The following is a 24,616-nucleotide window of genomic DNA, read 5'->3' as shown; positions in this document are numbered from 1 at the left end:
TACTATGTGTTTAGCAGTACCTGCACAGTTGGTGCATATTAATGAATCCATCGGTACCGTAGAATTAACAGGAGTGCAACGGGAGTGTAGCCTGTTATTGGTGCCGGAAGCAAAAATTGGAGATTGGCTATTAGTCCATGCGGGCTGTGCCGTACAAATTGTAGATGAGGAGGAAGCTCGTTTGACCCTTGAGGCATTCCGCGAGTTAGAAGAACTTGAACAAGATTACTTTAACAGAAAAATCGAAGGTCGCTGCTAGTCTACTAGAGCGCATTCGTGAATTACATAATCCGGAAGAAAGGGTGCGGTTTATGGAAGTCTGCGGGACCCATACCGTGGCTATCTTCCGTGAAGGCATCCGTCAAATGCTACCAAAAGGCATCGAGCTGATTAGTGGTCCTGGATGTCCTGTGTGTGTGACAGATCAACAATACATGGACCAAGCTTTGGCGTATGCAGCTCAAGATGACGTAGTGATTGCCACCTTTGGAGATATGCTAAAAGTACCTGGTACGACAGGTAATTTATGGCAATCTAAAGAAGAGGGTGCCCACATTGAGATTATCTATAGCCCAATGGAAGTGCTTTCCTTAAGTGAACAATATCCAGATAAGAAGATTATCTTTTTAGGCATTGGCTTTGAAACAACTATAGCTGTCATAGCAGCTACAATACAGGCGGTTCATGCAAAGGGACTAAAAAATGTATTTTTCCTGATTTCTCATAAATTGGTGCCTCCTGCATTACGCGCTTTATTAAGTAATCCAGATCATCAAATTGATGGATTCTTGTTGCCAGGTCATGTAAGCGTTATCATTGGAGAACAGCCGTATCAATTCTTAGCTGATGAATATCATATGCCAAGTTGTATTGCTGGCTTTGATGGTGTGGAAATTTTAGCAGCCATTGTAAATCTCTTAGAACAACGTAAAGAAAAGAAATTTTATGTAGGAAATACATATCGGTCTGTGGTGGCAAAAACGGGAAATCCAGTAGCACAACAATTAATGGATACCTTGTATGAGCCGTCTGATGATGGTTGGCGTGGTATTGGTACCTTACCTGCATCAGGATTAAAGTTGCGAGGTGAATGGTCTGCTTATGATGCATTAGTACAATTACCATTGCCTCCGTTTACCACTAGTGATGGACCGAAAGGTTGCCAATGTGGGTCTGTTATCCAAGGGATGATTCATCCTGATGCATGCCCTTTATTTGGCAAACTTTGTACGCCAGAGCATCCAGTAGGAGCTTGTATGGTATCCGTAGAAGGTAGTTGTTCAGCTTGGTATAAATACGGTTTTTCCAGCGGTGGAATGACCTGGGAGGAATAAATGGAACGGATTCGGTTAGTCCATGGTAATGGTGGTAAATTTAGCCACGAACTAGTGGACAAATATATTGTGAAATATTTTTCTAATCCAATATTAAATGAATTACATGATGGGGCTGTATTTTCCGTTACTAATGGGCGTATGGCTATGAGCACAGATTCCTATGTAGTGACGCCGCATATATTTCCTGGTGGTAACATTGGTAAGTTAGCTGTATGTGGTACAGTGAATGACTTAGCTATGATGGGTGCTATTCCTCAGTATTTGTCTTGTGGACTCATTTTAGAGGAAGGGTTGCCTATCCCTACGTTAGAAGTGGTGCTACAAACCATGTCTGATATGGCACAACAAGCGGGTGTTTCTATCATTACAGGAGACACGAAGGTGGTAGAAAAGGGTTCTGTTGACGGAATCTACATCAATACAGCCGGTGTAGGTATTGTACCGGACTATGTACAGTTAGGTACTCCCTATATTGAAAGTGGTATGAAAGTTATTGTATCCGGCACCTTGGGTGACCATGCCATTGCTGTTATGGGAACTCGGTATGGATTAGATTTGCCAGACACAATTCAGACAGATTGTGCTCCCTTACATACTATGTCCCATGCCTTATTGGAAACATTTGGAAAAAATATTGCTTTTTTTAGAGATCCTACTCGCGGTGGATTGGCTACCACATTACAAGAAATTGCAAATTCTGCTCAAAAAGGGATTCGATTGCAAGAGTCTGCCATTCCTGTCCGTGAGGAAGTGCAAGCCGTATGCCAAGTATTAGGGTATGACCCATTGTATTTAGCCAATGAAGGTAAAATGATTGCCATTGTACGTGCTGATGTGGCAGATGATGTAGTGCAGATGATGCGGACTTTTACAGAAGGTTGTGATGCTGTCATCATTGGTGATATAGTGAATGGTAATGCTGGTAAAGTAGGTTTACAAACGGCAGTAGGCGGAATTCGTTTGTTAGATATGCTCGGAGAAGACCAAGTTCCACGGATTTGCTAAAAAATATAAGATTTCATGAAAAAATCATGGATATCTCATATACTTTGTATAGAATAAAAATTTATTTTTTGATACAATGGAAAGGAAAAGGAGGATATTACGATGAAAAAACAAATCGTAGCTGCTATGGTAGCATTCTCAGTAGCCACTGTGGGTGTTGTTGGAGTGCAACAAGCTCAGGCGTTCAATTTAGGAAGTTTATTAGGAGGCGCCTTGAAAGTGGGAGGCGTGGGCTTTCTAGTAGATAAATATGGAGACTCCATTAATAATTTTTTGAACAATTTATTAAAGCAAAATAATTTGAGTACTACCTATTCAACAAAAGTAGTTCCTATTGTTAGTCTTGGTAAAGGCGGCCATATTGGTGCAGCACAGATAACAGGACCTAGTAGTGAAGTGGAACGTGTGGAAGCGGTAGCACAAATTGAGGCTAGTTTTAATTCCGTAGCTCGCGTAAAAGGACTAGTACCGATTGACAGTACGAACCCAACGACTGCAAACCGCATTCAAGGGGTTGGCGTATCCGCAATTATAGATTTGAAGATTTAATGGATTAGCACGGGCTTGCCCGTGCTATCTATGTGTTAGTAGAGATGAGGAGATACTATGAAACGTTCTGCTGTATTAGGAGCTGTATTTGCTCTTTTAGCAACAAGTGTATGGGCTGCACCAGACACAGTATTAGAAAAAACAGAAGCTTTGGAAAGTACTGTGTATGGTAAAGTACAAGTAGGTGCATTAACAGATCGAGTACATCAATTACAAGATACTATTTATGGTACAAAACAACAAGGTAGTATTACAGGGCAAGTGGAATCTTTGTATACATCTGTGGAAGGTCAAGGAACAAAGGTAACATTGCATCAAGAAGTCAATGCTTTGGAATGGATGTATTATGATGAAGTTCATAGTGGCTCTCTCGTAGAACGCATTGGCGAAATGGAACGCAGTGTGAATGGACTAGAAGCAAAAGGTTCTTTACAAAGTCGTGTACAAAAATTAAAGCAATCTATTTTTGGAACACAAGTAGCATTGCGAACAAAACTAGGAACTATTGGGGCTGATCAAGTATTTACTCTAGAATTAACAGAACCAGTAACATCTCAAAAAAATGTGAAAGATGATGTAGTTCATGTCAAAGTAGCAGAAGATGTAATGGATGGGGAAACTCTGTTGATTCCTAAAGGAACAGTAGGTACTGGCCATATTACGGAAATTACAAAAGCAAGATCTTTTGGACGTAATGCAAAATTAAATATTGTATTTGATAAATTACAAGGTATTGATGGTACAGTTTTCACAGCCATCCAAGGTGAAGAAGCTAAGTCTAAAACAAAAGGAGAACTAAAAGCGGCTGGTGCGTCTGTAGCAGGGGCTGTTTTATTAGGACCTGTAGGCCTTGTAGGGGGCTTCTTTGTAAAAGGTAAATCTATTGATTTACCAGTAGGAACTCTTGTGTATGTACAGCCTGAATCTTCTGTTACTATTTCTGGGGTGGAAGTGCATGGTGTAGATACGGGAGCTGTGCAAAAAGCTCCTGTGGAGCCAGTGGTAGCACCAAAAGCAGCAGCTGAACCAGTAGCAGCATCAAAAGTAGTAGCTGAATCAACGCCAGCTCCGGCTGTAAAAGCAAAAGAAGAACCTGTACAAGTGGTATCAGATGATTCTTTAACTGAAAAACCTGTCATCATTGTAAAACGTGAGAAAGACTAGGAGATGAGCATGAAAAGATATTCTGTAACAGCCGCTGCTATTTTGACGGCATTGGCATGTACACAAGGTCATGCCCAAACAGTAGATGCTACGACCCCAGTATTCGAAGCCGCTCCAAAGGTTGCCGAAACTCAGTATGTGCAAATGCCTAAGACTTCCACAGTATCTACAGATACACAGTATGCGCCCAATTTGCAGGTTAAAGCAATTGAAAAAAAAGGCAAACAAGTGGTAGAAAAACCGGCTGTACCAGTTCGTATTGATGCAGATAAAATGTATTATAACGATACTACTGGTCGTGTATGGGCCAATGGCGCTGTAGAAGTAGAACGGGGCAATCAACAACTATTGTCAGAAAGACTAGAAGGTAATACGAAGACCCAGCAATATGAAAGTGTATCGGACTATCACTTTTTAGAAGATAAAGGGGATACAAAGGACTTAAAAGGTTCTCATATTACCTATAATGCTACTACTGGAGCAGCTCATACAAAAAATGTATTTGGCTATGCCGATCCCTATTGGGTAAAAGCAGAAGTGGGCGACTTTGATGGTAAAACAGGGCGCATTGAAAAAGGTTGGTTAACGACAAAACATGCCATTGCTTTTAAAGGGGCACCTGATTATCGTGTGGAAGGGGACTATATAGAGGTATTCCCTGGAGATAAAGCAGTCATTCATAATGCAAGTTTTTATATTAAAAATAAACGGATTATTTCTGTAAATAAATATACGGTGTCTTTGCGTCAAGATAAACAAGGACAAGTGAGCGTATTTTCCTTTGTACCAAGACCGAAATATAATTCTTCTGATGGATTGAGTTTAAATGGTAAAATTGATTATCCAGTATCTAAACATGGGGAACTTTTCTTACATTATACTTGGGGAACTCATATTGGGTTTAAACCATCCTTTGGATATGTTCATTTCTTGCCTTGGGGGGAAGCAAAAATAGCGTATAGTCGCGAGTCAGCTACATTAAATGCGAAAAAAGTATGGGTCGAGAAGAAGCCTGAATTATCGGTAGATACGCATGCGTATCATCTTGGTAGCACTCCTGTGACTATTCGTGGTGGTGTTAGCTATGGTAAATGGTATGAAGGTCATATCAAGGGAACTCATGCTAAGATGTATGGTGAAGTATCTCATGACCCAGTTCATATAGGGCCTAATACAGAGGTTACCTTCTATGGTGGTTACCAACGTGACTACTACGGATATAATTCGTCGGTTCGTTCTATGCCATATTGGGGTGTAGCTGCCAACACCAACCTAGGACCTCGTGTGAAAGCTTGGGCTGGATATCGTCAAAGTAATGTATCTGTCTCAGCCGACTCTCCATATCCATTTGATCAAATTGATGTGAAGTATAATTTATACTATGGGCTAAGTGTACAAGCTACTCGATTAGATCGCTTTAGTGTACAGATACAACGAGATATGCAGACTCATGAGTTACGGTATGTAGATCTTACATGGCATCGTGATTTACATTCCTTTGAAGGATCCTTGACATATCGTACAAAACAAAAGAAATGGGAATATACATTGGTAGCGAAAGATTTTTAATCTAAGGGGAAACCATGAAAAAAGTTAGAAAAGCAGTGATTCCAGCGGCAGGCTTTGGTACACGCTTTTTACCAGCCACTAAGGCACAGCCGAAAGAGATGTTGCCTATTGTGGATACACCAACAATACAATATATTGTGCAAGAGGCTATCGATTCAGGTATTGAAGATATTCTAATTATTACGGGACGCAATAAGCGTGCGATTGAAGATCATTTTGATACTAGTGTGGAGTTAGAGCAATTATTGCAACAACAAGGTAAGCAACAACATCTTGATATGGTGAGAAATTTGGCGAATATTAAAGTTCATTACATTCGTCAGAAAACAGCCCGTGGATTGGGTGATGCTATCTATTGTGCGAAGTCTTTTATAGGGGATGAGCCATTTGCTGTTCTATTAGGGGATGATGTGGTCTATAACCCACAAAGACCGTGCTTGAAGCAATTAATTGATTGTCATTATGCCCATGATGGCGTAACAATTTTAGGAACTCAATTTGTAGCTCCAGAAAAAGTTAGCTCCTATGGTATTGTGTCAGGTAGTGAAATCGAACCGAATGTGTACGAAGTAGCAGGTTTGGTGGAGAAGCCACCACTTGAGTATGCCCCATCGAACTTGGCGGTATTAGGTCGTTATATTTTGACGCCAGATATATTTGATGAATTAGAAAAAACTCCCCAAGGGGCGGGCAATGAAATTCAATTGACCGACGCGATTGCTAGACTTTCCTCAAGAATTTTAGCTTACTCTTATGAAGGGGTGCGCTATGATATAGGCGATCGATTAGGATATTTAAAAGCGACTGTAGAATACGGCTTACGAAATCCACAGTTGGCTGAGGCATTTAAATTGTATTTGCAAGACTTAGATATTGATTATATTATGAATCATAGATCTTAGTTGTATAGAATCAACGGATATTGTGAGGTGAATGCCTTGTGATATCCGTTTTTTCATAACTATTCATCGCATAGTAAAAATACACTGTGATACATATCACAGAGGCCTGTATTTGCTAGACTGATGCAGTATATATGATTGGTCTCATATTGTGAAATACTTAATTAAATGTTAGAATATAAGAATATGCATAAGTATAGTAAGTTAGAATTAATGAGGAACATATGGCAACAAGATTAAAATGGAAACATTCCGAAATTAAAGAGAATCCGCTCTTTTCCAAATTAAGAAGTACCATAGAAACTGCTTTTTATGGAAATAATGTAACACCGGTGAAGTCTATTGCACAGGCTTATGAGTTAGCCACGAAAGAACCTGGGGTCGTTGTATTAGATATGCCCGTATACCGTGCGGAAGAGCAAGGTTTACCGCAAGATGCCAAAGTATTAGTTACAAATAATGGTAAAACAACAGGTCGTTATGCAAAAGCTCGCCGTATTATTGGCGATGAAGGTATTAATGAAGTAGAATTATGTGATATTGCGCGGGATGCAGTATATGATAGCCGTCATAAAGAATGGATTTCAGCGCAAGCTATCGTAGGTTTGGATGAAGCTTTTACTGCTCGTGCGCACTTGATGATTCCTAAAGAGCACGCATCGATCCTATATTCTTGGGCTATTAATTTCCAATTTTTCAATGAGGAAGTAAAAGCCTTTTATAGAGGTAGTAAAGAGATTCCAGAAGGGGATATTTTTATTTACTCTGACCCAGATTATGTGGTAGAAGGTCATCCAGGTGGACTGGCTATTTTTGACCCTGCTCATAACTGTGCTATGATTTTAGGTATGCGTTATTTTGGGGAGCATAAAAAAGGTACTCTTACATTAGGATGGTCCTTGGCAAATCGTTATGGTTATGTGGCATGCCATGGTGGCATGAAACGATACAATTTAAAAGATGGTTCTTCTTATACGATTGGCGTATTTGGGTTATCAGGGTCTGGTAAATCTACATTGACTCATGAACAGCATGGTGGACGATATGATATTTCTGTATTACATGATGATGCCTATATCATTCATACAGAAGATTTGTCTTCCATTGCCTTAGAACCAACATATTTTGATAAAATGCAAGACTATCCAGTGGAACATCCTGCTAATAAATACCTATTAACATTGCAAAATGTGGGTGTTACTTTAGATGAAGATGGTAACAAAGTTGTGTTAGCAGAAGATGTGCGCAATAACAATGGTCGTGCTATTAAATCACAATTCTGGACAGATAATCGTGTGAACTTTGTAAAAGATCCAGTGAATGCTATCGTGTGGTTGATGAAAGATAAAACATTGCCACCAATTTTAAAAGTGGATGATCCAATTTTAGCGGCTACTATGGGTGCTACTTTGGCAACACGTCGTTCTACAGCAGAGAAATTGGATGCTCACGTAGATCCTAATGCATTGGTGATCGAACCTTATGCTAATCCATTCCGTACCTATTCTTTACGTACCGATTATGAAAGTTACAAAAAACTATTCACTCAATCTGGTGTAGATTGCTACATTATGAATACGGGCTTCTTCTTGGACAAAAAAATTCCAAAAGAAGTAACATTAGGCTTGTTAGAAGGTTTGGTTGAGGGTAGCCTTAACTTTGAACCGTTCTATAAATATGAAAACTTAGAATATGTAAAAGTTGAAGGTTTTGAACCAGATTTTACAGTTCGTGAGTACCATCATATTTTGCACAAAGCATTTGAGTTCCGCTACGATTACATTGAAAAATTAAAAGGAACAAAAGATGAGTTGCCAAATGAAGTACTAGATGTATTAAAAATCATTATGTAAGGGGGAATAGTGATGAATCAAACATTATCTTGGGGCTCTGTAGCCTTTATTGGAACTATGTTATTCGGGATGTTCTTCGGAGCAGGAAACTTAATTTTCCCTGTTCACTTAGGACAAGAAGCAGGTCAAGCGTTGTGGCCAGCTATCTTAGGCTTTTTAGCGACAGCTATTGGACTACCATTCTTGGGTATTGTCGCTATGGGTGTGTCTCGTAGTAATGGCTTACAAGACTTGGTAAGTCGTGTACACCCGACCTATGGTAAAATTTTCACCTTGTTATTGTACATCACGATTGGGCCAGCATTTGCTATCCCAAGAACGAGTACAGTATCCTATACAATCGGATTTGAACCATTCCTTGGCAGTGTCAATCCTGATCTTGCCTTAGGTGTATTTTCTGCAGTGTTCTTTATTATTGCCATCTTGTTCTCCTTGAATCCAGGAAAATTGATGACATACATTGGTAAAGTGTTAACGCCATTATTCTTAGTATTCCTAAGCATTTTATTAATCACTGTAGTGGTTATGCCAATGGGAGATTACGCATCAGTAGCACCACAAGGGGAATATGCTACCCATGCGTTCTTCAAAGGTTTTACAGAAGGCTATAATACACTTGACGTATTGGCATCGTTAGCCTTTGGTATCATCGTTATCCGTGCCTTACAAGGTGTGGGGGTCACAGAACCTAAGGACATTGCTATGGGACTTGTGAAAGCAGGCTTCGTGGCATGCTCTATTATGGCTGTTATCTACGGTTTCTTAGCCTACAGTGGTGCTACAAGTGTCACAACATTAGGCCTTGCTAAAAATGGTGGTATTACCATGGCGCAAATGAATGCATTTTACTTCGGCAATGTAGGGGCTATCTTGTTGGCCATCATTGTTACACTAGCATGTTTAAAAACTTGCGTAGGTTTGATTGGTGCTTGTGGTGAAACTTTTGATGAAATGTTCCCAAACACATTGGGTTACCGTGGTTATGCATACTTAACAACAGCAGTGGGTTTCTTAATTGCTAACGTAGGCTTAACAAAAATCATCGAATTAGCTATCCCTGTGTTGATGTTCTTGTATCCATTGTCTATTACAATCATCTTGTTATCCTTTGCAGCACCTATTTTCAAAGGCAGACAAGCTGTGTATGCGTGGACAACAGCCTTTGCCCTATTTGCGGCATTAGGTGATGCTATGGCAACAGCACCAGCATTTATCAATCAATCTGGATTTGTACAATGGGCGTTGCCATATTACGGAATGCTTCCATTTGCTTCTATCGGTATGGGCTGGATTGTGCCGTCCATTATCGGTTTCCTTATCGGTATGGTGCATATCGCATTAGTACGTAAATAGTAGAATTAAAGATAAACGACTAGATTGTAATAATCTAGTCGTTTTGTTTATCTGTGAGGATAATGTCTCGTGACGGTATTAGATTCTATAGAAATTTTAATTTATATATTTTCTATTACTTTCACATGTGGTATAATCTCTATATCTTTCCCATAGAAAGACTGTAGGCGGTGGCGCGTGGCTACCATGTAGTATAGTAGAAAGGAGATTTTTATGTGGAAAAAAGGACTGGCCCTGTTGGTGGTCTGTCTGGTGGGATTCTTACTATGGCATGAATCTTCACTAGAAGCACCAGGAGGAGGCAAGATGTACCGAGTGGGTATCTTGCAATTAGCGGAGCATCCCGCACTAGATGCAGCAAATAAAGGTTTCGTAGATGGATTACGGGAAGAGGGATTTGTAGATAATGTGATTCTTGACCACCAAAATGCTCAAGGAGACCAATCCAATCTAAACACCATTGCCCAACGATTTGTGGCGCGTAATTCCGATTTAGTAGTGGCCATTGCAACTCCAGCGGTACAGGCTATGGCGAATGCTACGAAGGACATTCCTGTATTAGGCACTGCGGTTACGAGCTTTACCACAGCACGACTTGTAGATAGTGATGAACATCCAGGTGGTAATGTATCGGGTACCACAGATATGGTGCCTATGGAAAAACGAGTGGAATTAGTGCATCAATTATTACCGAATGCGAAAAAAATCGGTACTATTTATTCATCCAGTGAAGTGAATTCACAATTACAAGCAGAGAGTTTTCGAAAAGAAGCACAAAAATACGGTATGGAATTAGTAGAAATAACCGTCTCCAACGTGAATGATGTGCCGCAGGCGGCGAATCAATTAGCTATTATGGGTATTGATGCAGTATACTTTCCAACAGATAATATCATTGCTTCATCCTATGCGAACATCGTCACTATATTTAGTAGCGCTAACTTACCAGTGTTTCCCTCTGATGAGACATGGTTAAAAACAGGTGGACTAGCAGCCTACTCTGTAGACTTTTATAGATTAGGAGTTCAAACTGGACATATGGCGGCCCGTGTGCTTCGTGGTGAAAGCACACCGGATAGCATGCCAATCGAGATGCAAGAGCCTATTAAATTTGTATTCAATCAAGACGAAGCGGATCGCTTGCATATCCAGATTCCAGAGTCATTGCGACAACAGTAGTATAGTAGTGGGGGCAACCCCGAGTAGGAGGATCTATGACAAACTTAATTATTAGTACCATTGCACAGGGCCTATTGTGGGCATTGTTGGCATTGGGTGTGTTTATTACTTTCAGAATTTTAGATGTAGCTGATTTAACAGTAGAAGGTAGTTTCCCTATGGGAGCTGCTATTTCTGCAGTATTGATTACCATGGGTGTGAACCCTTGGATCACAGTGATAGTTGCAGGTATTGGTGGTATGATTGCCGGAGCTGTAACAGGGTGGATACACACCAAATTAAAAATTCCTGCATTACTAGCTGGTATCTTAACCATGATTGCCTTGTATTCTGTGAACTTACATATTATGGGGAAAGCAAATATCTCCTTATTGCGCATGGATACGGTGTACTCCGCCATTCATAGCATGGGTATTTCCAATGCGGTAGCATTGACTATCATTGGTGTAGTGGTAACTGTGGTAGTGGGATTATTCTTATTCTGGTTCTTTGGTACTGAACTAGGTACATCTATCCGCGCTACTGGGGTAAATCCACAAATGATTCGTGCCCAAGGGGTAAACACAGATTCCATGATTGTTCTTGGATTACTATTATCCAATGGTTTTGTAGCTGTATCTGGGGCGTTAATTGCTCAATCCCAAGGCTTTGCAGATATCGGTATGGGCGTAGGAACTATCGTTATCGGCCTGGCATCAGTTATTATTGGAGAAGTATTATTTGCTTCTTCTTCGGTAGTGCGCAAACTATTTGGTAATTCTTCCTTCGTGTTGAGCTTAGTAGCCGTTGTATTCGGTTCCATTATTTACCGTATTGTTATTGCTACTGTACTATACCTAGGTATGCCTCCAAATGATTTAAAATTATTTACTGCTATCTTAGTAGCCTTAGCTCTATCCTTACCAACGTGGCAAGGTAAATTTCGTCGTAGTTAAGAGGAGGGTGCGCACATGTTAGAATTAAAAGGAATTGTGAAAGCCTTCCATAAAGGCACTGTGAATGAAAAAATTGCTCTTCGTGGCATTGATTTACGATTAGAAGATGGAGATTTCGTGACTGTTATCGGTGGTAATGGAGCTGGTAAAAGTACATTGTTGAACTCCATTGCCGGTGTATTCTCCGTCGATGAAGGTTCATTGCATATTAATGATGTAGACGTCACTCACATGGCGGAATACAAACGGGCCAAATACATTGGTCGTGTCTTCCAAGATCCTATGTTGGGCACAGCAGGAAATATGCAAATTGAGGAGAACATGCTTCTTGCCTTGCGTCGCGGAAAACAAATGGGATTGTCTTGGGCATTCAAAGAAAATGAAAGAGAATTATTTAAACAGCAATTAGCTCGTTTGGATTTGGGCTTAGAAAATCGTTTGTCATCCAGTATGGGGTTATTAAGTGGTGGTCAACGTCAATCTATTACTTTGTTGATGGCCACTATGTTGAAGCCAGAAGTACTGTTACTAGATGAACATACGGCAGCCTTAGATCCTAAAACGGCAGAAAAAGTATTGCAGCTCACAGATGAACTAGTAAAAGAACATCATTTGACTACCTTGATGATTACCCATAATATGCGTGATGCCTTGCGATTCGGCAATCGCTTGATCATGATGGATAATGGTAAAGTTATCTATGATGTACGAGGAGAAGAGAAGGCTAGCTTAACGGTACAAGATTTATTAGAGCGCTTTGAAGTAGCTAGCGAAAATACCCTCAGTGACCGCATGATGTTAGGATAAATACTTTACATTTATATGAAAGTATAGTATTATAGATACCGATGTATTAACCTAGGCGAGGTAATTGAGTCTCCGCCCATTACTTTGGCCTATGGAATTGTAATTTTTAGGAGGACATGAAATATGTTAACTACAGAAGCTAAAGCAGCTATTATTAAAGAATTTGCTGTTCACGAAGGTGACACTGGATCCCCAGAAGTACAAATCGCGATTTTAACTAACCGCATTGTATACTTAACTGAGCATTTAAAAGAGCACAAAAAAGATCATCATTCCCGTCGTGGTCTTTTAAAATTAGTTGGTCAACGTCGTAACATGCTTGACTACCTTCGTCGTAAAGACATCGAACGCTACCGTGCGATCTTAGAAAAATTAGGCTTACGTAAATAATTTTACGTACTTACAAAAAGCGGCTTCGGCCGCTTTTTTGTTATATATGAAGATATTTTCACAAAATGATTTGCAATATTGAAAATGAATGGTATACTAATAGGAAACTTGATGTTTGTTTTATAGTAAGAAGGGAAGTACGAATGAAACAAGTGAAACGAAATGCAACGCGGTTACTATTATTATCTATGGTTACGGTAGCGTTGGGCAGTTATACAGGGTATGCTCATGATGCGCAAGCGGTAGAAGAAACGGTGACCTTGCCAGATGTAACGGTAACGGCAACGAGAACCTTACAAGATATTTCAAAAACGCCTAGTTCTGTGTCTGTGGTGACAGCGAGGGATATTGAAAATCGCAAGGTGGATACGGTTGCAGATGCGATACAATTATTACCAGGGGTGTATAAAAGTCAAGCTTCGGCAGGTGAAATACAAATCCGTGGATTCGATTCTAAAAATATATCGGTACTCGTTGATGGCGTGCCGATGAATAATTCTTTCAATAATAAGGTGGACTGGGAAGTGATTCCCGTGCATTCCATCGATCGAATTGAATTGGTGCGTGGTGCTAGTTCCTCCTTGTATGGTGGTAAAGGGGTAGCAGGTGTATTAAGTATTACAACGAAACAAGTGGCACCGAAGGCAAATCGTCAAGGGATTCATTGGCATGGTAAGGTCAATGGTGGGACTTATGGCACCTGGAACAATGAGCTAGGTTTTGATGCTCGCGTGTCGGATAAGGTAGCCATTGGTGTATCTGCAGAAGAACGTCGCACAAATGGATTCCCAGGATTTTTTGTGACGGAAAAAAGCAAGGCTATCAAAGAAGATGTAAAAGCTGTATCTCCTGACACGCCATTAAAACAGTTGACAAGTGGTAAATATGTGGTAGGGAATCGTGGGGATAAATCTTTGCATAATAAGAATTTGTCTGCTTATATTACGATGAACCTAGGCGACAAAGAAACGCTAACTTATCGCTATGTATATGCGAACCATAAGTACTCTTACCACAATCCAATTAGTGCGGTTACAGTAAATGGAAAGACCGTTTTTACAGGAGATATCAAGGTTAGTGATAAAAAATATGTATCTCTTAATGGCAATAGTTTCTTAGGTCATGATGCAGAGCGAGAATATCATTCTCATAGTTTGCAATATAAAAATGAAGCGAACAAATTACAGATTTCCTTGGGTTATTTAGATAAAAAGAAAGATGGCTATTCTGTGCCAACAAAAGCAACTTCAGGAGATTATGAAGGTCCAGGGACGCACTCCTTCTATCCAGGCAAAGCGTACAATCTAGATGTGCAAAAAGCATGGAAACCTGAAGGAAAACATCAAATTGTAGGGGGATTGAATTGGAAACAAGAGCGGTTTGATCAAGAAAAGATTTCTTTGCAACATTGGCGAGATAAAAACTCTAAAGATACTAAGGTATTCCCTAACGGTGTGAGTGAAACGAATACAGGGGCATCTCGCACGATGGCAGTTTTTGTACAAGATACGTATCGCCCTAACGATGATTGGGCTATTTATGCCGGACTTCGTTTAGATCATTTTAAAAAGTACGATGGGTCCCACGGGGAGTACAATAAGAAAACAAAGTCCTACGATGTTGCACATCATAATGATGGATCTTACACAGAGTTGAGTCCTAAGTTGTCCGTAGAAAGATACCTTGATGATTCTACCAACGTCTATGCATCCTATGGTCACTCCTTTGCACCGCCAACCTTGTACCAAGTGTACCGCTTCGGTCAAACATCTAAAACTCCTATTCATGCAAATCCAGAGTTAGATCCAGAACATTCCGATACCTTTGAACTTGGTTTGAAAAAATCTTGGAATGAAAGTACAAAATTAAACGTAGCAGCCTTTTATGTGAATACAAAGGATAAAATTCAATATGTTACATTTAAAAAGACAGATGGTACTGAGGATTACAAAAAGTATATCAATATAGGATCAGAAACACGTCGTGGTGTAGAATTAGAACTTCGTCACAAGTTGTCTAACAAATGGTCTGTCTTTGGAAACTATACATGGCAAATGGGATATATAGAAAGTAAAGCTTTGGCCAATACAGATCAAAGTGATGGAAAAGAACAAAACTTTGAAATTCCAAGGCACCTATTCCATGGTGGTTTGGAATACAATAGTGGCAAGTGGAATGTGTTGTGGGATATGCAATACGTAAGATCCCGCAACAGCAAAGATACGGCAGGTGGCGAGCCAGAGTCAGAAGATGCGTACTTCTTGACTAATGCGTCCGTAAATTATAAAGTATCCAAAGAAGCGACATTGCAATTCGGAGTACAAAATATCTTTAATCGTGAATACTATGCGAGAGAAGCAACAGGCGGCCGTACGTATAATGTAGGCATGAAATTTAAATTCTAATATAGAAATCTGTAAAATGAGACATTCATTGTATGAATGTCTCATTTTTCATAATAAGTTTTTAAAGGGTGTATGTTCATAAGTGTAAGACATAGAAAAGGGAGAATATCATAATATTAAGTGTAAAAATAACTAACATTCATTGTGTGAGGACTTTCAATGATGAAAATTAGTGCTATACTATAAAATAGGATATTTTATTTTTAGTATAGACAAGGGGAGTACGTATGAAAACAAAAATAGGTAAGGCACAATTAGCGTTATTGTCCATGATTTTGTCTGCTATGACGAGTCAAGCGGTACAGGCAGTGGATACTTCTGCAGCAGAGGAAACCGTTATATTGCCAACAGTGACAGTAACAGCTACACGGACGATGGAAGACGTTGCTAAAACACCTAGCTCAGTATCTGTAGTGACACAAAAAGATATTGAAGCCAAACGGGTGGATACTGTAGCAGATGCGTTACAACTATTACCAGGTGTATATAAAAGTCAAGTTGGGAATGGTGGTTTACAAATTCGTGGCTTTGGTTCTACTAATATATTAGTATTGCTTAATGGTGTACCAATGAATAATACTTTTAATAATGGCGTAGATTGGGAAGCTATTCCAGTACATACGATTGATCGTATTGAATTGGTGCGAGGTGCTAGTTCCTCACTTTATGGTGGTAGAGGTGTAGCCGGTGTTATTAGCATTCAAACAAAACAAGTAGCACCTAAAGAATCTGTACGAGATATTCATTGGCATGGACAAATAGGACATAGCTCCCATGGCACATGGAATAATGAATTAGGATTTGATGCGCGCGTAACTGATCGTGTATCTGTAGGCGTTTCTGCAGAACAACGTAGGACAGGTGGATTCCCAGGATTCTTTATCGTAGGAGGTGCATACGAGTTAGAAGCGGGTGATAAAACAATTACTCCAGATACGCCTATTCCGCAAACAAAGGATGGTGACTATTTGTTAGGTAGTCGTGGAGATAAAGCTTTCAATAATAAAAACTTGTCTGTTTATGCAACTGTGAAATTGAGAGATAAGGAATCCCTAACATATTCTTATTTATATACTAATAACACATATGTGTATAAGAATCCTATGAGTACAATTACAGAAAAGGGGAAACCTGTATTTGCTGGTATTGTAAAAGTAAATGACAATGAGGGAGTAGAACTAAAAACATATAGATATTTAGGGTATGATGGATTACGAGAATATCATTCTCATGGTTTACAATATAAAAATGACGCTAATAAAATACAGGCCTCTTTCAATATATTAGATCGTAAGAAAGATGGATTTTCTAGTCCAAATAACCCTAAGACAGCGGACTATAACGGACCTGGAGATGATTCCTTCTATCCAGGAAAAACAATTAACTTTGATACTCAAAAAATATGGGAACATATAGGAAAACATACTGTTGTAGCTGGTCTTAACTGGAAACAAGAAAGTTTTGATCAAACACGTAGAGATTTAACCAATTGGAGAGACCATAGTTCTTATGATTCTACGACGTATCCAGATGGGGTTTATGAAGTGAATAAAGGGACTACTCGTAATATAGCGTTATTCTTACAAGATACGTATCGTCCAAATGATGATTGGGCTGTGTATACGGGACTTCGTGTGGATCAATTCAAAAAATTTGATGGTCAGCATATTACATATAATGAAGATAAGAAACAATATGATACAGTACAACATGGAGAAGGTAAATATACAGAGTGGAGCCCTAAAGTTGGTGTAGAACATTATGTAACAGACTCTTTAAATATATATGCATCCTATGGACACTCCTTTAATCCACCGCCATTAAGTCAAGTTTATCGTTATAGTGGTACTGTGAAAGCGAACCCAGATTTAAATCCAGAAAAGTCAGATACTTTTGAAGTTGGATTGAAAAAATCTTGGGATACGAAGACTACATTGGGTATAACAGGATTCTATGTAAACACAAAAGATAAAGTGAAATTTGTAACATATTATAAAAATAAAAAAGTTGATTACAAAATGTACAGTAATGTAGACTCTGAAACTCGTCGTGGCGTGGAACTAGAACTTCGTCATCAATTGTCTCCAAAGTGGTCAGTGTTTGGCAATTACACATGGCAAACAGGACGGGTAAATCATAATGCTATTCCGCAAACTAATGCTAAGGCATATGAAGAAACTAATTTTGATATTCCTAAACATATCATCCATGCTGGGGTTGAATACACGAGCTCAAAATGGAATGCTCTTTTCGATACTCAATATATAAGCCGTCGACAATCAGTGGATGAGATTACGGGACAATATGGTTCACGGGATAGCTATGTTATCTCGAATCTCTCTGTGAATTATAAATTATCAAAAGAAACGACGATCCAATTTGGAGTACAAAATGTATTTGATCGCATTTTCTTTGATGATGAAGCCACAGCAGGCCGCACATATTCTGCAAGTATGAAATTCAAATTCTAATACAACTATAATATTAATAATATGAGACGTTCCGACGAGGGGCGTCTCATTTTGTTACCTACTAGATGTTGTATGACCAATTGGAATAGCACTACCATAGGCAATGGCTCTTACCAATGGTATACTAAAGAGGATATAAAGATATTCATAGTAGAGGTCCAAGTGATTCGTAAGGGGAGTATGTATGAATTATAAGCGAAATGTACTAGCAGGACTTGTTATGGCATGTTTGAGCACTGTACCATTTGTGTATGGAGCGTCGGCAGAGGTAGGCTTTCAACAGGTTGTGACGCAACCAGAGCTCATTGAGGTAAGCACAGCGGGGCGAGCTGTGGCGATGCGCAAATACCATGAGGTACTCAACTATCCAGAGGGACTGCATATTAAGGTAAATGGTGTAGGGTATGACACGGTGCAGCAAAAGCACCATAATGTAACTGGTATTTATGTATTGGATGGTACTAAGTTAACTGTCTACAAGGGCTTGCAAGTAGATCTAAGTAATGCTCATCCTTATGACCAAGCTGATGAAATGGCACATTATTACATGAGCGGTATCTATGCAGGCTTTGGACGAAAACAGATTAATGATCCTAAGTACGATACGAAAGTTGTGGTTCATGGTCCAACGGTGATTCGTGCTGTTGGTAATGGCGTGCAGGCTAATAAAGATAGTTATATTACGTTGGACGGTCCTGTGAAAATTGAAACTGTGCCATTTAAGCAGGCAGATGTGTATGCTGCTATTGTCGAAGAAGGTAGCATTGGCATTGGTACTAACCGATTAGCTGATACCTATACAAGCACAACGATTTCTTCTGTGGAGCAGGTTGATCAGTATCCGACAGTACAAGTGACGGGTAATCTTGGTGTGCTTAACAAAAATTATGGGTTGAACCCTAATCCAGGTCGTCATGGCTCCTATATTGCGATGAATCTTGGCACAAAGGACTCCAATTGGACTGGTGGGGCTTTAAATGAATTTGCTGAAAGTGGAAATAACCCTTACCAGTCTGGCGTTACACTAGAATTGAAAAATCAGGCAACGTGGCATAATCGATGGATGGGAGCTAAGCGACATCGCAGTGGACATGAAGAATTACTGCTAGCAACTGGCAAAGGATATACTTTTACAGGTAGTCATATTCAAACATTAATCGGCGGTGATACGCCAGAAACGGCAGGTATTATTTACCAAGAAGATACAGAACCTATTGTAGTAGATGTATTGCAGGGGTATGTAAAAATAGTAGATCGTAGGCCTAATGCAACAAATACAACTGCGCCCATTCGAGTGATAAGCAATAGAGGACAACTTACCATTCTCAAATAAGTATGCATATTTTGCATAGGAATCAAGAAAAGCTTGCATACTATTATCATTTTAGAGTATAATTGTATGGAAGTATTATTACTTGGTCATAAAAGGTGGTTATATGAGTCGTATAAAGAAGGAAGAACGACAACAGTTATTGCGCGAAAAACTGAATATAAGTCCCTTCACGACGGATGAGGAATTGGCCACATATTTTGGAGTTAGTGTTCCGACCATTCGATTGGATCGTTTGGCATTAGGCATTCCTGAGTTACGTGAACGGATTAAGGCAATGGCACAGGAGCATTCTGATGACAGACAGCATATTGATCGGGCAGATGTAGTAGGAGATGTCATTGATTTAGCAGTAGGACAATATGGCATCAGTGTTCTTCGCACTACAAAAGAGATGCTAGATCGATCAGGCTATGTGGAGGCACAATATTTATACGCCCAGGCTAACTCGTTGGCAAGAGCTATTGTAGGGGTTCCTACAATGATTGCTGGAGTTGGAAATATTAAATATAAGAGTCTCGTTAAAAGCGATGTTAATTTAGCAGCAAAAGCTGAATTAGTGCGACAACGAGGAGAAAAATTCTTTATAAAAGTAACAATCAAAGATACCATAAAAGAAGTGTTTCGCGCTAAATTTATTATGGAATCTGTGATAGAATAAGGGTGAATTATGAAGATTGCAGTAGATGCTATGGGTGGCGATTTTGCCCCCCTCGAAATAGTCTTAGGCTCTATTGCCGCTGTGCACGAATACGATACTATGGATATCGTGCTTGTCGGTGATAAAAATAAAATAAAAGAAATTTTGGAAGCAGAAGGTGAACTGGATAATCCAAGAATCTCCATTCATCATGCTAGTGAAGTCATAGAAATGCATGAGCATCCCAGTATTGCCTTGCGCAAGAAGAAAGATGCGTCCATTGCAGTGGCTACACGTTTAGTTCGTGAAAAGGTATGTGATGCGGTGATTGCACCAGGTAGTACTGGAGCAGCTGTAGCATCGGCTCTATTAGGTTTGGGAAGAATCAAAGGGATTGAGCGCCCTTGTATTGCTACACCATTACCAACAGCGAATGGCGTGACAATTATGCTAGATTCTGGTGCTAATGCGAATAGTAAGCCAAAACATCTAGTGCAAGGGGCTATCATGGGATATAACTATGCGCAGTTATTACTTGGTAAACCTAACCCAACTGTGGGCTTGTTAAATATTGGTGAAGAATCCACTAAAGGAAATGAAGTTGTCTTAGAAACCTATCCGTTACTACAAAAACTGAAAACAATCCCTTTTAAAGGAAATGTGGAAGGCCGTGATATTCCAAAAGGAACGGTAGATGTAGTAGTATGTGATGGATTTGTAGGTAATGTGGTGCTTAAATTTGCAGAAGGTCTTGTATCTGTGGTACAAGATATTCTAAAAGAAGGCATCAAACAAAGTAGCATTATCTCTAAACTAGGAGCCTTATTGATTGTTCCTGTGTTTAAGAAAATAAAAAAACGACTAGATCACACAGAAAATGGCGGAGCACCTCTATTAGGGGTAAATGGTGTATTTATCATTTGCCATGGTAGCTCCAAATCTAAGGAAATTATGACAGCAATTAAAATTGCTGGAGATCTAGTAGAACGGAAATTAATTGAACATATTTCCTCAAGTATTGAAGAAGAAGGGACCCTAACATATGACAATGCTGAATAAGCCAGTCGGAATTATTGGTACCGGTAGCTATGTGCCAGAAAAAGTTCTTAGAAATGCAGACTTAGAAAAAATGGTAGATACTAGCGATGCTTGGATTCAAGAACGAACAGGTATTAAAGAACGACGTATCGCACCAGAAGGTGTAAATGCTTCAGATATGGCTACAGAAGCGGCAAAAAAAGCCTTAGAAGCAGCTAAGTTAACAGCAGAAGATATCGATTGCATCATTGTTGCTACCTTAACAGGCGATATGGCAATTCCATCTACGGCATGTTTAGTACAAGCGAATCTAGGAGCTACAAAAGCGGCAGCCTTTGATTTATCGGCAGCTTGCTCAGGATATGTATACTCTTTGATTACGGCTAGTTCCTATATTAATGCAGGATTATTTAAAAATGTCCTTGTTGTAGGCGTTGAAGTATTATCTCGAGTAGTAAACTGGGAAGATAGAAATACATGTGTTCTTTTCGGCGATGGCGCTGGAGCTGCTGTAGTGTCTACAGTAGAAGAAGGCTATGGTATGCTCGGTATGGATATGGGTGCTGACGGAAGTGGTGGAATGCATTTATGTATTCCATCTGGAGGTACTGCATTGCCACCGACTACGGAGCGCCGTGAAGAAGGGTTAACTTTCATTCATATGAATGGACAAGAAGTATATAAATTTGCTGTAAAAACTATGGGTAAAACTGTATTAAAAGCTCTAGAAATGGCAAATATGGAACTGGAAGAATTAGATTTCTTCATTCCACATCAAGCGAATACTCGCATTATCAAATCTGCAGCAGATCGTTTGCATCTGACAGAAGATAAAGTATTTATTAATTTACCTAAGTATGGAAACACATCAGCAGCATCCATTGCGATTGCTTTAGATGAAGCAGTGCGTGCAGGAAAATTACACAAAGGAGATAATCTTGCCGTTGCTGGATTTGGTGCAGGATTAACTTGGGCAAGTCTAGTAATGAAATGGTGCTAAGGAGGAAAAGATGATTAAGACTGATATTTGTGATTTATTAGGGATAGAGTATCCTGTTCTTCAAGGTGGTATGGCTTGGTTAGGTACAGCTGAATTAGCAGCTGCAGTATCTGAGGCAGGCGGTTTAGGAATTATCGGTGCAGGACATATGCCTCCAGACGTATTCCGTGCTGAAATTCATAAATTAAAAGAACGTACAAGTAAACCATATGGTTGCAACATTATGTTAATGTCTCCATTTGTGAACGAAGTTATGGAAGTTGCTTTAGAAGAACGTGTTCCAGTAATCACAACAGGGGCAGGTAATCCATCTACATGGGTGCCAGCTTTCAAAGAAATCGGTACAAAAGTTATTCCAGTAGTGGCATCTGTGCTACTAGCAAAACGCTTACTTCGTGGCGGTATTGATGCAGTCATTGCAGAAGGTACTGAGTCTGGCGGCCACGTAGGGGATATTACTACTATGTGTTTAATCCCTCAAATCGTAGATGCAGTGGATGTACCTGTAATTGCAGCCGGTGGTATTGCTGATGGTCGCGGTATGGCAGCAGCCTTAGCATTGGGCGCTAGCGCTATCCAAATGGGTTCTCGTTTCGTTGTATCTGAAGAATGTATTGCTCATGAAAATTATAAAGACGCAGTATTAAAAGCTAAAGATCGTTCCACAGTAATGACTGGTTTGACAACAGGTCACCCAGTTCGTATTATTGAGAACTTATTGGCTCGTAAATATCAATCCCTTGAGTTCAGTGGAGCACCAAAAGAAGCTCTTGAAAATCTAGGTGCTGGTACACTTAGAAAAGCTGCTATTGAAGGGGAAACTAAAAACGGTTCCGTTATGATTGGACAAATTGCAGGTATGTTGACAGACGTAAAACCTTGCGCAACAATCATTCAAGATATTGTTCGTGAAGCAGAAGAAGTAATGTTGAACTTAAAATCTGTTATCCGATAAGCAGGAGGAAACCTTATGAAAACAGCATTTGTATTCCCTGGTCAAGGGTCTCAAAAAGTGGGTATGTTGAAAGACTTGTACGAAGCGTATCCTATCGTAAGAGAGCGTTTTGCACAAGCAGATGAAGCATTGGGATATTCTATTTCACAATTATGTTTTGAAGGTCCAGATACGGAATTAGTAAAAACAGCAAACACACAACCTGCGATTTTAACAGCTAGTGTGGCGTGCTATGAAATTTTAAAAGAAAAAGGCTTTACACCTGATATCGTAGGTGGTCATAGCCTTGGTGAATATAGTGCCTTAGTAGCAGCAGGTGTTCTTGATTTTAAAGATGCTGTATACGTAGTGCATAAACGTGGAGAATATATGCAAGAAGCTGTACCATTGGGTGAAGGCGCAATGGCTGCGATCTTAGCATTACCTCGTGAAGACGTAGTTCGCATCTGTGGAGAAGTAAACGATACTGTAGGCTCTGTGCAAGCGGTTAACTTCAACTGTCCAGGACAAATCGTGATTGCTGGTGCTACAAAAGCCGTAGAAGTAGCAGCTGAAAAAATGAAAGAAGCTGGTGCTAAACGTGCTGTTATGTTGCCAGTAAGCGCTCCTTTCCACAGTCGTTTAATGGAACCAGCAGCAAAACGTTTACAAGAAGAATTAGACAATATCGAAGTGAAAGATGCTCAAATTCCAGTTGTAGCGAATATTACTGGGGAAATCTTAAAAGATGGAGCTGCTATTAAAGCGGCCTTAGTAAAACAAGCGGCAGCACCAGTACTTTGGGAAGATTGTGTAGCTACAATGGTAGACTTTGGTGCTACAAGATTTGTAGAAGTAGGTCCTGGTAAAGTGTTAACAGGATTCACTAAAAAAATTAACAAAGCAATGGAATTAGCCAATGTTGAAGATGAAGCATCCTTAGCAGCAGCGATTGCATTCTTACAAGGAGAATAAAATGAATTTAACAGGTAAAGTAGCTTTAGTTACAGGTGCTTCCCGTGGTATCGGACAAGCCACTGCTATTGAATTAGCAAAAGCTGGAGCAGATGTAGTTGTAAACTTTATTGGTAATGAAGCAGTAGCACAAGAAACTGTTGAAAAAATTGAAGCATTGGGCCGTAAGGCTATCAAAATTAAAGCTAATGTAGGCGATGCAGACGATGTACAAGCCATGGTAGATGAAGCAATTGCGACATTTGGTCATATCGATATTCTTGTAAATAATGCAGGCATCACTCGTGACGGATTATTGATTCGCATGAAAGATTCCGATTGGGATGAAGTATTAAACATTAACTTAAAAGGTGTATACCTTGTGACTAAAGCAGTTGCTAAGCTTATGGTAAAACAACGTGCTGGTCGCATTATCAATATGACATCTGTATCTGGTGTTACTGGTAATGTGGGTCAGGCCAATTATGCTGCTGCTAAAGCAGGGGTAATTGGCTTTACCAAAACTTGTGCCAAAGAATTAGCAGCTCGTGGTATTACTGTAAATGCAGTAGCACCAGGATTTATTGAAACAGCAATGACAGATGTGTTACCTGAAAAAATTAAAGAAGGTATTGCAGCTACTGTGCCGTTTGGTCGCATGGGTCAACCGGAAGAAATTGCTAGTGTAGTAACGTTTTTAGCGTCTGACTTTGCAAGTTATATTACTGGCCAAGTTCTCAATGTAGACGGCGGAATGGTGATGTAAACGCAAGATTCTATACATAGACTACATGAAAGGAG

22 protein-coding genes are annotated in these 24,616 nt (G+C 39.7%); all 22 read left to right on the top strand.

Annotated elements, in window-relative coordinates:
* Positions 1-4: 4 nt before the first annotated feature.
* The 22 genes from HMPREF3032_RS03370 to fabG all read left to right on the top strand — a co-directional run bounded on the left by HMPREF3032_RS03370 (position 5) and on the right by fabG (position 24,581).
* Positions 5-259 carry a HypC/HybG/HupF family hydrogenase formation chaperone gene (locus HMPREF3032_RS03370; protein WP_009353557.1) on the top strand — a complete coding sequence of 85 codons (255 nt, stop codon included), beginning with the start codon at positions 5-7 and terminating at the stop codon, positions 257-259.
* Positions 216-1,334, top strand: a complete 1,119-nt coding sequence (gene hypD, locus HMPREF3032_RS03365; protein ID WP_009353561.1) for a hydrogenase formation protein HypD — start codon at positions 216-218, stop codon at positions 1,332-1,334. The genes HMPREF3032_RS03370 and hypD overlap by 44 nt, the downstream gene beginning before the upstream one ends.
* Entirely contained in the window at positions 1,335-2,342 is a 1,008-nt protein-coding gene (gene hypE / locus HMPREF3032_RS03360) for a hydrogenase expression/formation protein HypE (protein WP_062401866.1), read from the top strand.
* A 102-nt stretch (positions 2,343-2,444) separates the two neighbouring features.
* Positions 2,445-2,891 (top strand): hypothetical protein, encoded by a 447-nt coding sequence (locus HMPREF3032_RS03355; RefSeq protein WP_062401864.1) that lies wholly within the window; start codon positions 2,445-2,447, stop codon positions 2,889-2,891.
* A gap of 57 nt (positions 2,892-2,948) precedes the next feature.
* Positions 2,949-4,055 (top strand): hypothetical protein, encoded by a 1,107-nt coding sequence (locus HMPREF3032_RS03350; RefSeq protein ID WP_062401862.1) that lies wholly within the window; start codon positions 2,949-2,951, stop codon positions 4,053-4,055.
* Positions 4,056-4,064: 9 nt separating this feature from the next.
* Positions 4,065-5,624, top strand: a complete 1,560-nt coding sequence (locus HMPREF3032_RS03345; protein WP_062401859.1) for an LPS-assembly protein LptD — start codon at positions 4,065-4,067, stop codon at positions 5,622-5,624.
* A 14-nt stretch (positions 5,625-5,638) separates the two neighbouring features.
* Positions 5,639-6,526, top strand: coding sequence for a UTP--glucose-1-phosphate uridylyltransferase GalU (gene galU, locus HMPREF3032_RS03340; RefSeq protein WP_009353569.1), 888 nt, complete (start codon positions 5,639-5,641; stop codon positions 6,524-6,526).
* Between the two features lie 224 nt (positions 6,527-6,750).
* Positions 6,751-8,379, top strand: coding sequence for a phosphoenolpyruvate carboxykinase (ATP) (locus tag HMPREF3032_RS03335; protein WP_062401856.1), 1,629 nt, complete (start codon positions 6,751-6,753; stop codon positions 8,377-8,379).
* 12 nt (positions 8,380-8,391) lie between these two features.
* On the top strand, positions 8,392-9,732 hold the full coding sequence (brnQ, locus tag HMPREF3032_RS03330) for a branched-chain amino acid transport system II carrier protein (RefSeq protein ID WP_062401853.1): 1,341 nt from the start codon (positions 8,392-8,394) through the stop codon (positions 9,730-9,732).
* A gap of 213 nt (positions 9,733-9,945) precedes the next feature.
* Entirely contained in the window at positions 9,946-10,911 is a 966-nt protein-coding gene (locus HMPREF3032_RS03325) for an ABC transporter substrate-binding protein (RefSeq protein WP_009353575.1), read from the top strand.
* 35 nt (positions 10,912-10,946) lie between these two features.
* On the top strand, positions 10,947-11,846 hold the full coding sequence (locus HMPREF3032_RS03320; protein WP_009353558.1) for an ABC transporter permease: 900 nt from the start codon (positions 10,947-10,949) through the stop codon (positions 11,844-11,846).
* 15 nt (positions 11,847-11,861) lie between these two features.
* Entirely contained in the window at positions 11,862-12,653 is a 792-nt protein-coding gene (locus HMPREF3032_RS03315) for an ABC transporter ATP-binding protein (protein WP_009353555.1), read from the top strand.
* A gap of 123 nt (positions 12,654-12,776) precedes the next feature.
* Positions 12,777-13,043 (top strand): 30S ribosomal protein S15, encoded by a 267-nt coding sequence (rpsO, locus tag HMPREF3032_RS03310; RefSeq protein WP_009353572.1) that lies wholly within the window; start codon positions 12,777-12,779, stop codon positions 13,041-13,043.
* Positions 13,044-13,186: 143 nt separating this feature from the next.
* A complete protein-coding gene (locus HMPREF3032_RS03305) occupies positions 13,187-15,448 on the top strand; it encodes a TonB-dependent receptor (RefSeq protein ID WP_062401850.1) in 2,262 nt (753 codons plus the stop codon).
* Positions 15,449-15,675: 227 nt separating this feature from the next.
* A complete protein-coding gene (locus tag HMPREF3032_RS03300; RefSeq protein ID WP_062401846.1) occupies positions 15,676-17,919 on the top strand; it encodes a TonB-dependent receptor in 2,244 nt (747 codons plus the stop codon).
* 184 nt (positions 17,920-18,103) lie between these two features.
* Positions 18,104-19,252: a hypothetical protein gene (locus tag HMPREF3032_RS03295; RefSeq protein WP_062401843.1), complete on the top strand. Its 1,149-nt coding sequence runs from the start codon at positions 18,104-18,106 to the stop codon at positions 19,250-19,252.
* Between the two features lie 103 nt (positions 19,253-19,355).
* On the top strand, positions 19,356-19,910 hold the full coding sequence (gene fapR / locus HMPREF3032_RS03290; protein WP_009353554.1) for a transcription factor FapR: 555 nt from the start codon (positions 19,356-19,358) through the stop codon (positions 19,908-19,910).
* Positions 19,911-19,919: 9 nt separating this feature from the next.
* Complete coding sequence (gene plsX / locus HMPREF3032_RS03285) at positions 19,920-20,948, top strand: phosphate acyltransferase PlsX (protein ID WP_062401840.1); 1,029 nt, start codon at positions 19,920-19,922, stop codon at positions 20,946-20,948.
* Positions 20,932-21,927 (top strand): beta-ketoacyl-ACP synthase III, encoded by a 996-nt coding sequence (locus HMPREF3032_RS03280; RefSeq protein WP_062401837.1) that lies wholly within the window; start codon positions 20,932-20,934, stop codon positions 21,925-21,927. The genes plsX and HMPREF3032_RS03280 overlap by 17 nt, the downstream gene beginning before the upstream one ends.
* A gap of 10 nt (positions 21,928-21,937) precedes the next feature.
* On the top strand, positions 21,938-22,882 hold the full coding sequence (fabK, locus tag HMPREF3032_RS03275) for an enoyl-[acyl-carrier-protein] reductase FabK (RefSeq protein ID WP_062401833.1): 945 nt from the start codon (positions 21,938-21,940) through the stop codon (positions 22,880-22,882).
* A gap of 15 nt (positions 22,883-22,897) precedes the next feature.
* Positions 22,898-23,836 carry an ACP S-malonyltransferase gene (gene fabD, locus HMPREF3032_RS03270; RefSeq protein ID WP_062401831.1) on the top strand — a complete coding sequence of 313 codons (939 nt, stop codon included), beginning with the start codon at positions 22,898-22,900 and terminating at the stop codon, positions 23,834-23,836.
* 1 nt (position 23,837) lies between these two features.
* Positions 23,838-24,581 (top strand): 3-oxoacyl-[acyl-carrier-protein] reductase, encoded by a 744-nt coding sequence (gene fabG, locus HMPREF3032_RS03265; protein ID WP_009353560.1) that lies wholly within the window; start codon positions 23,838-23,840, stop codon positions 24,579-24,581.
* Positions 24,582-24,616 lie beyond the last annotated feature (35 nt).

The organism is Veillonella sp. DNF00869, assembly GCF_001553345.1.
Classification (GTDB): Bacteria; Bacillota; Negativicutes; order Veillonellales; family Veillonellaceae; genus F0422.
This window is presented reverse-complemented; position numbering and strand designations above follow the sequence as displayed.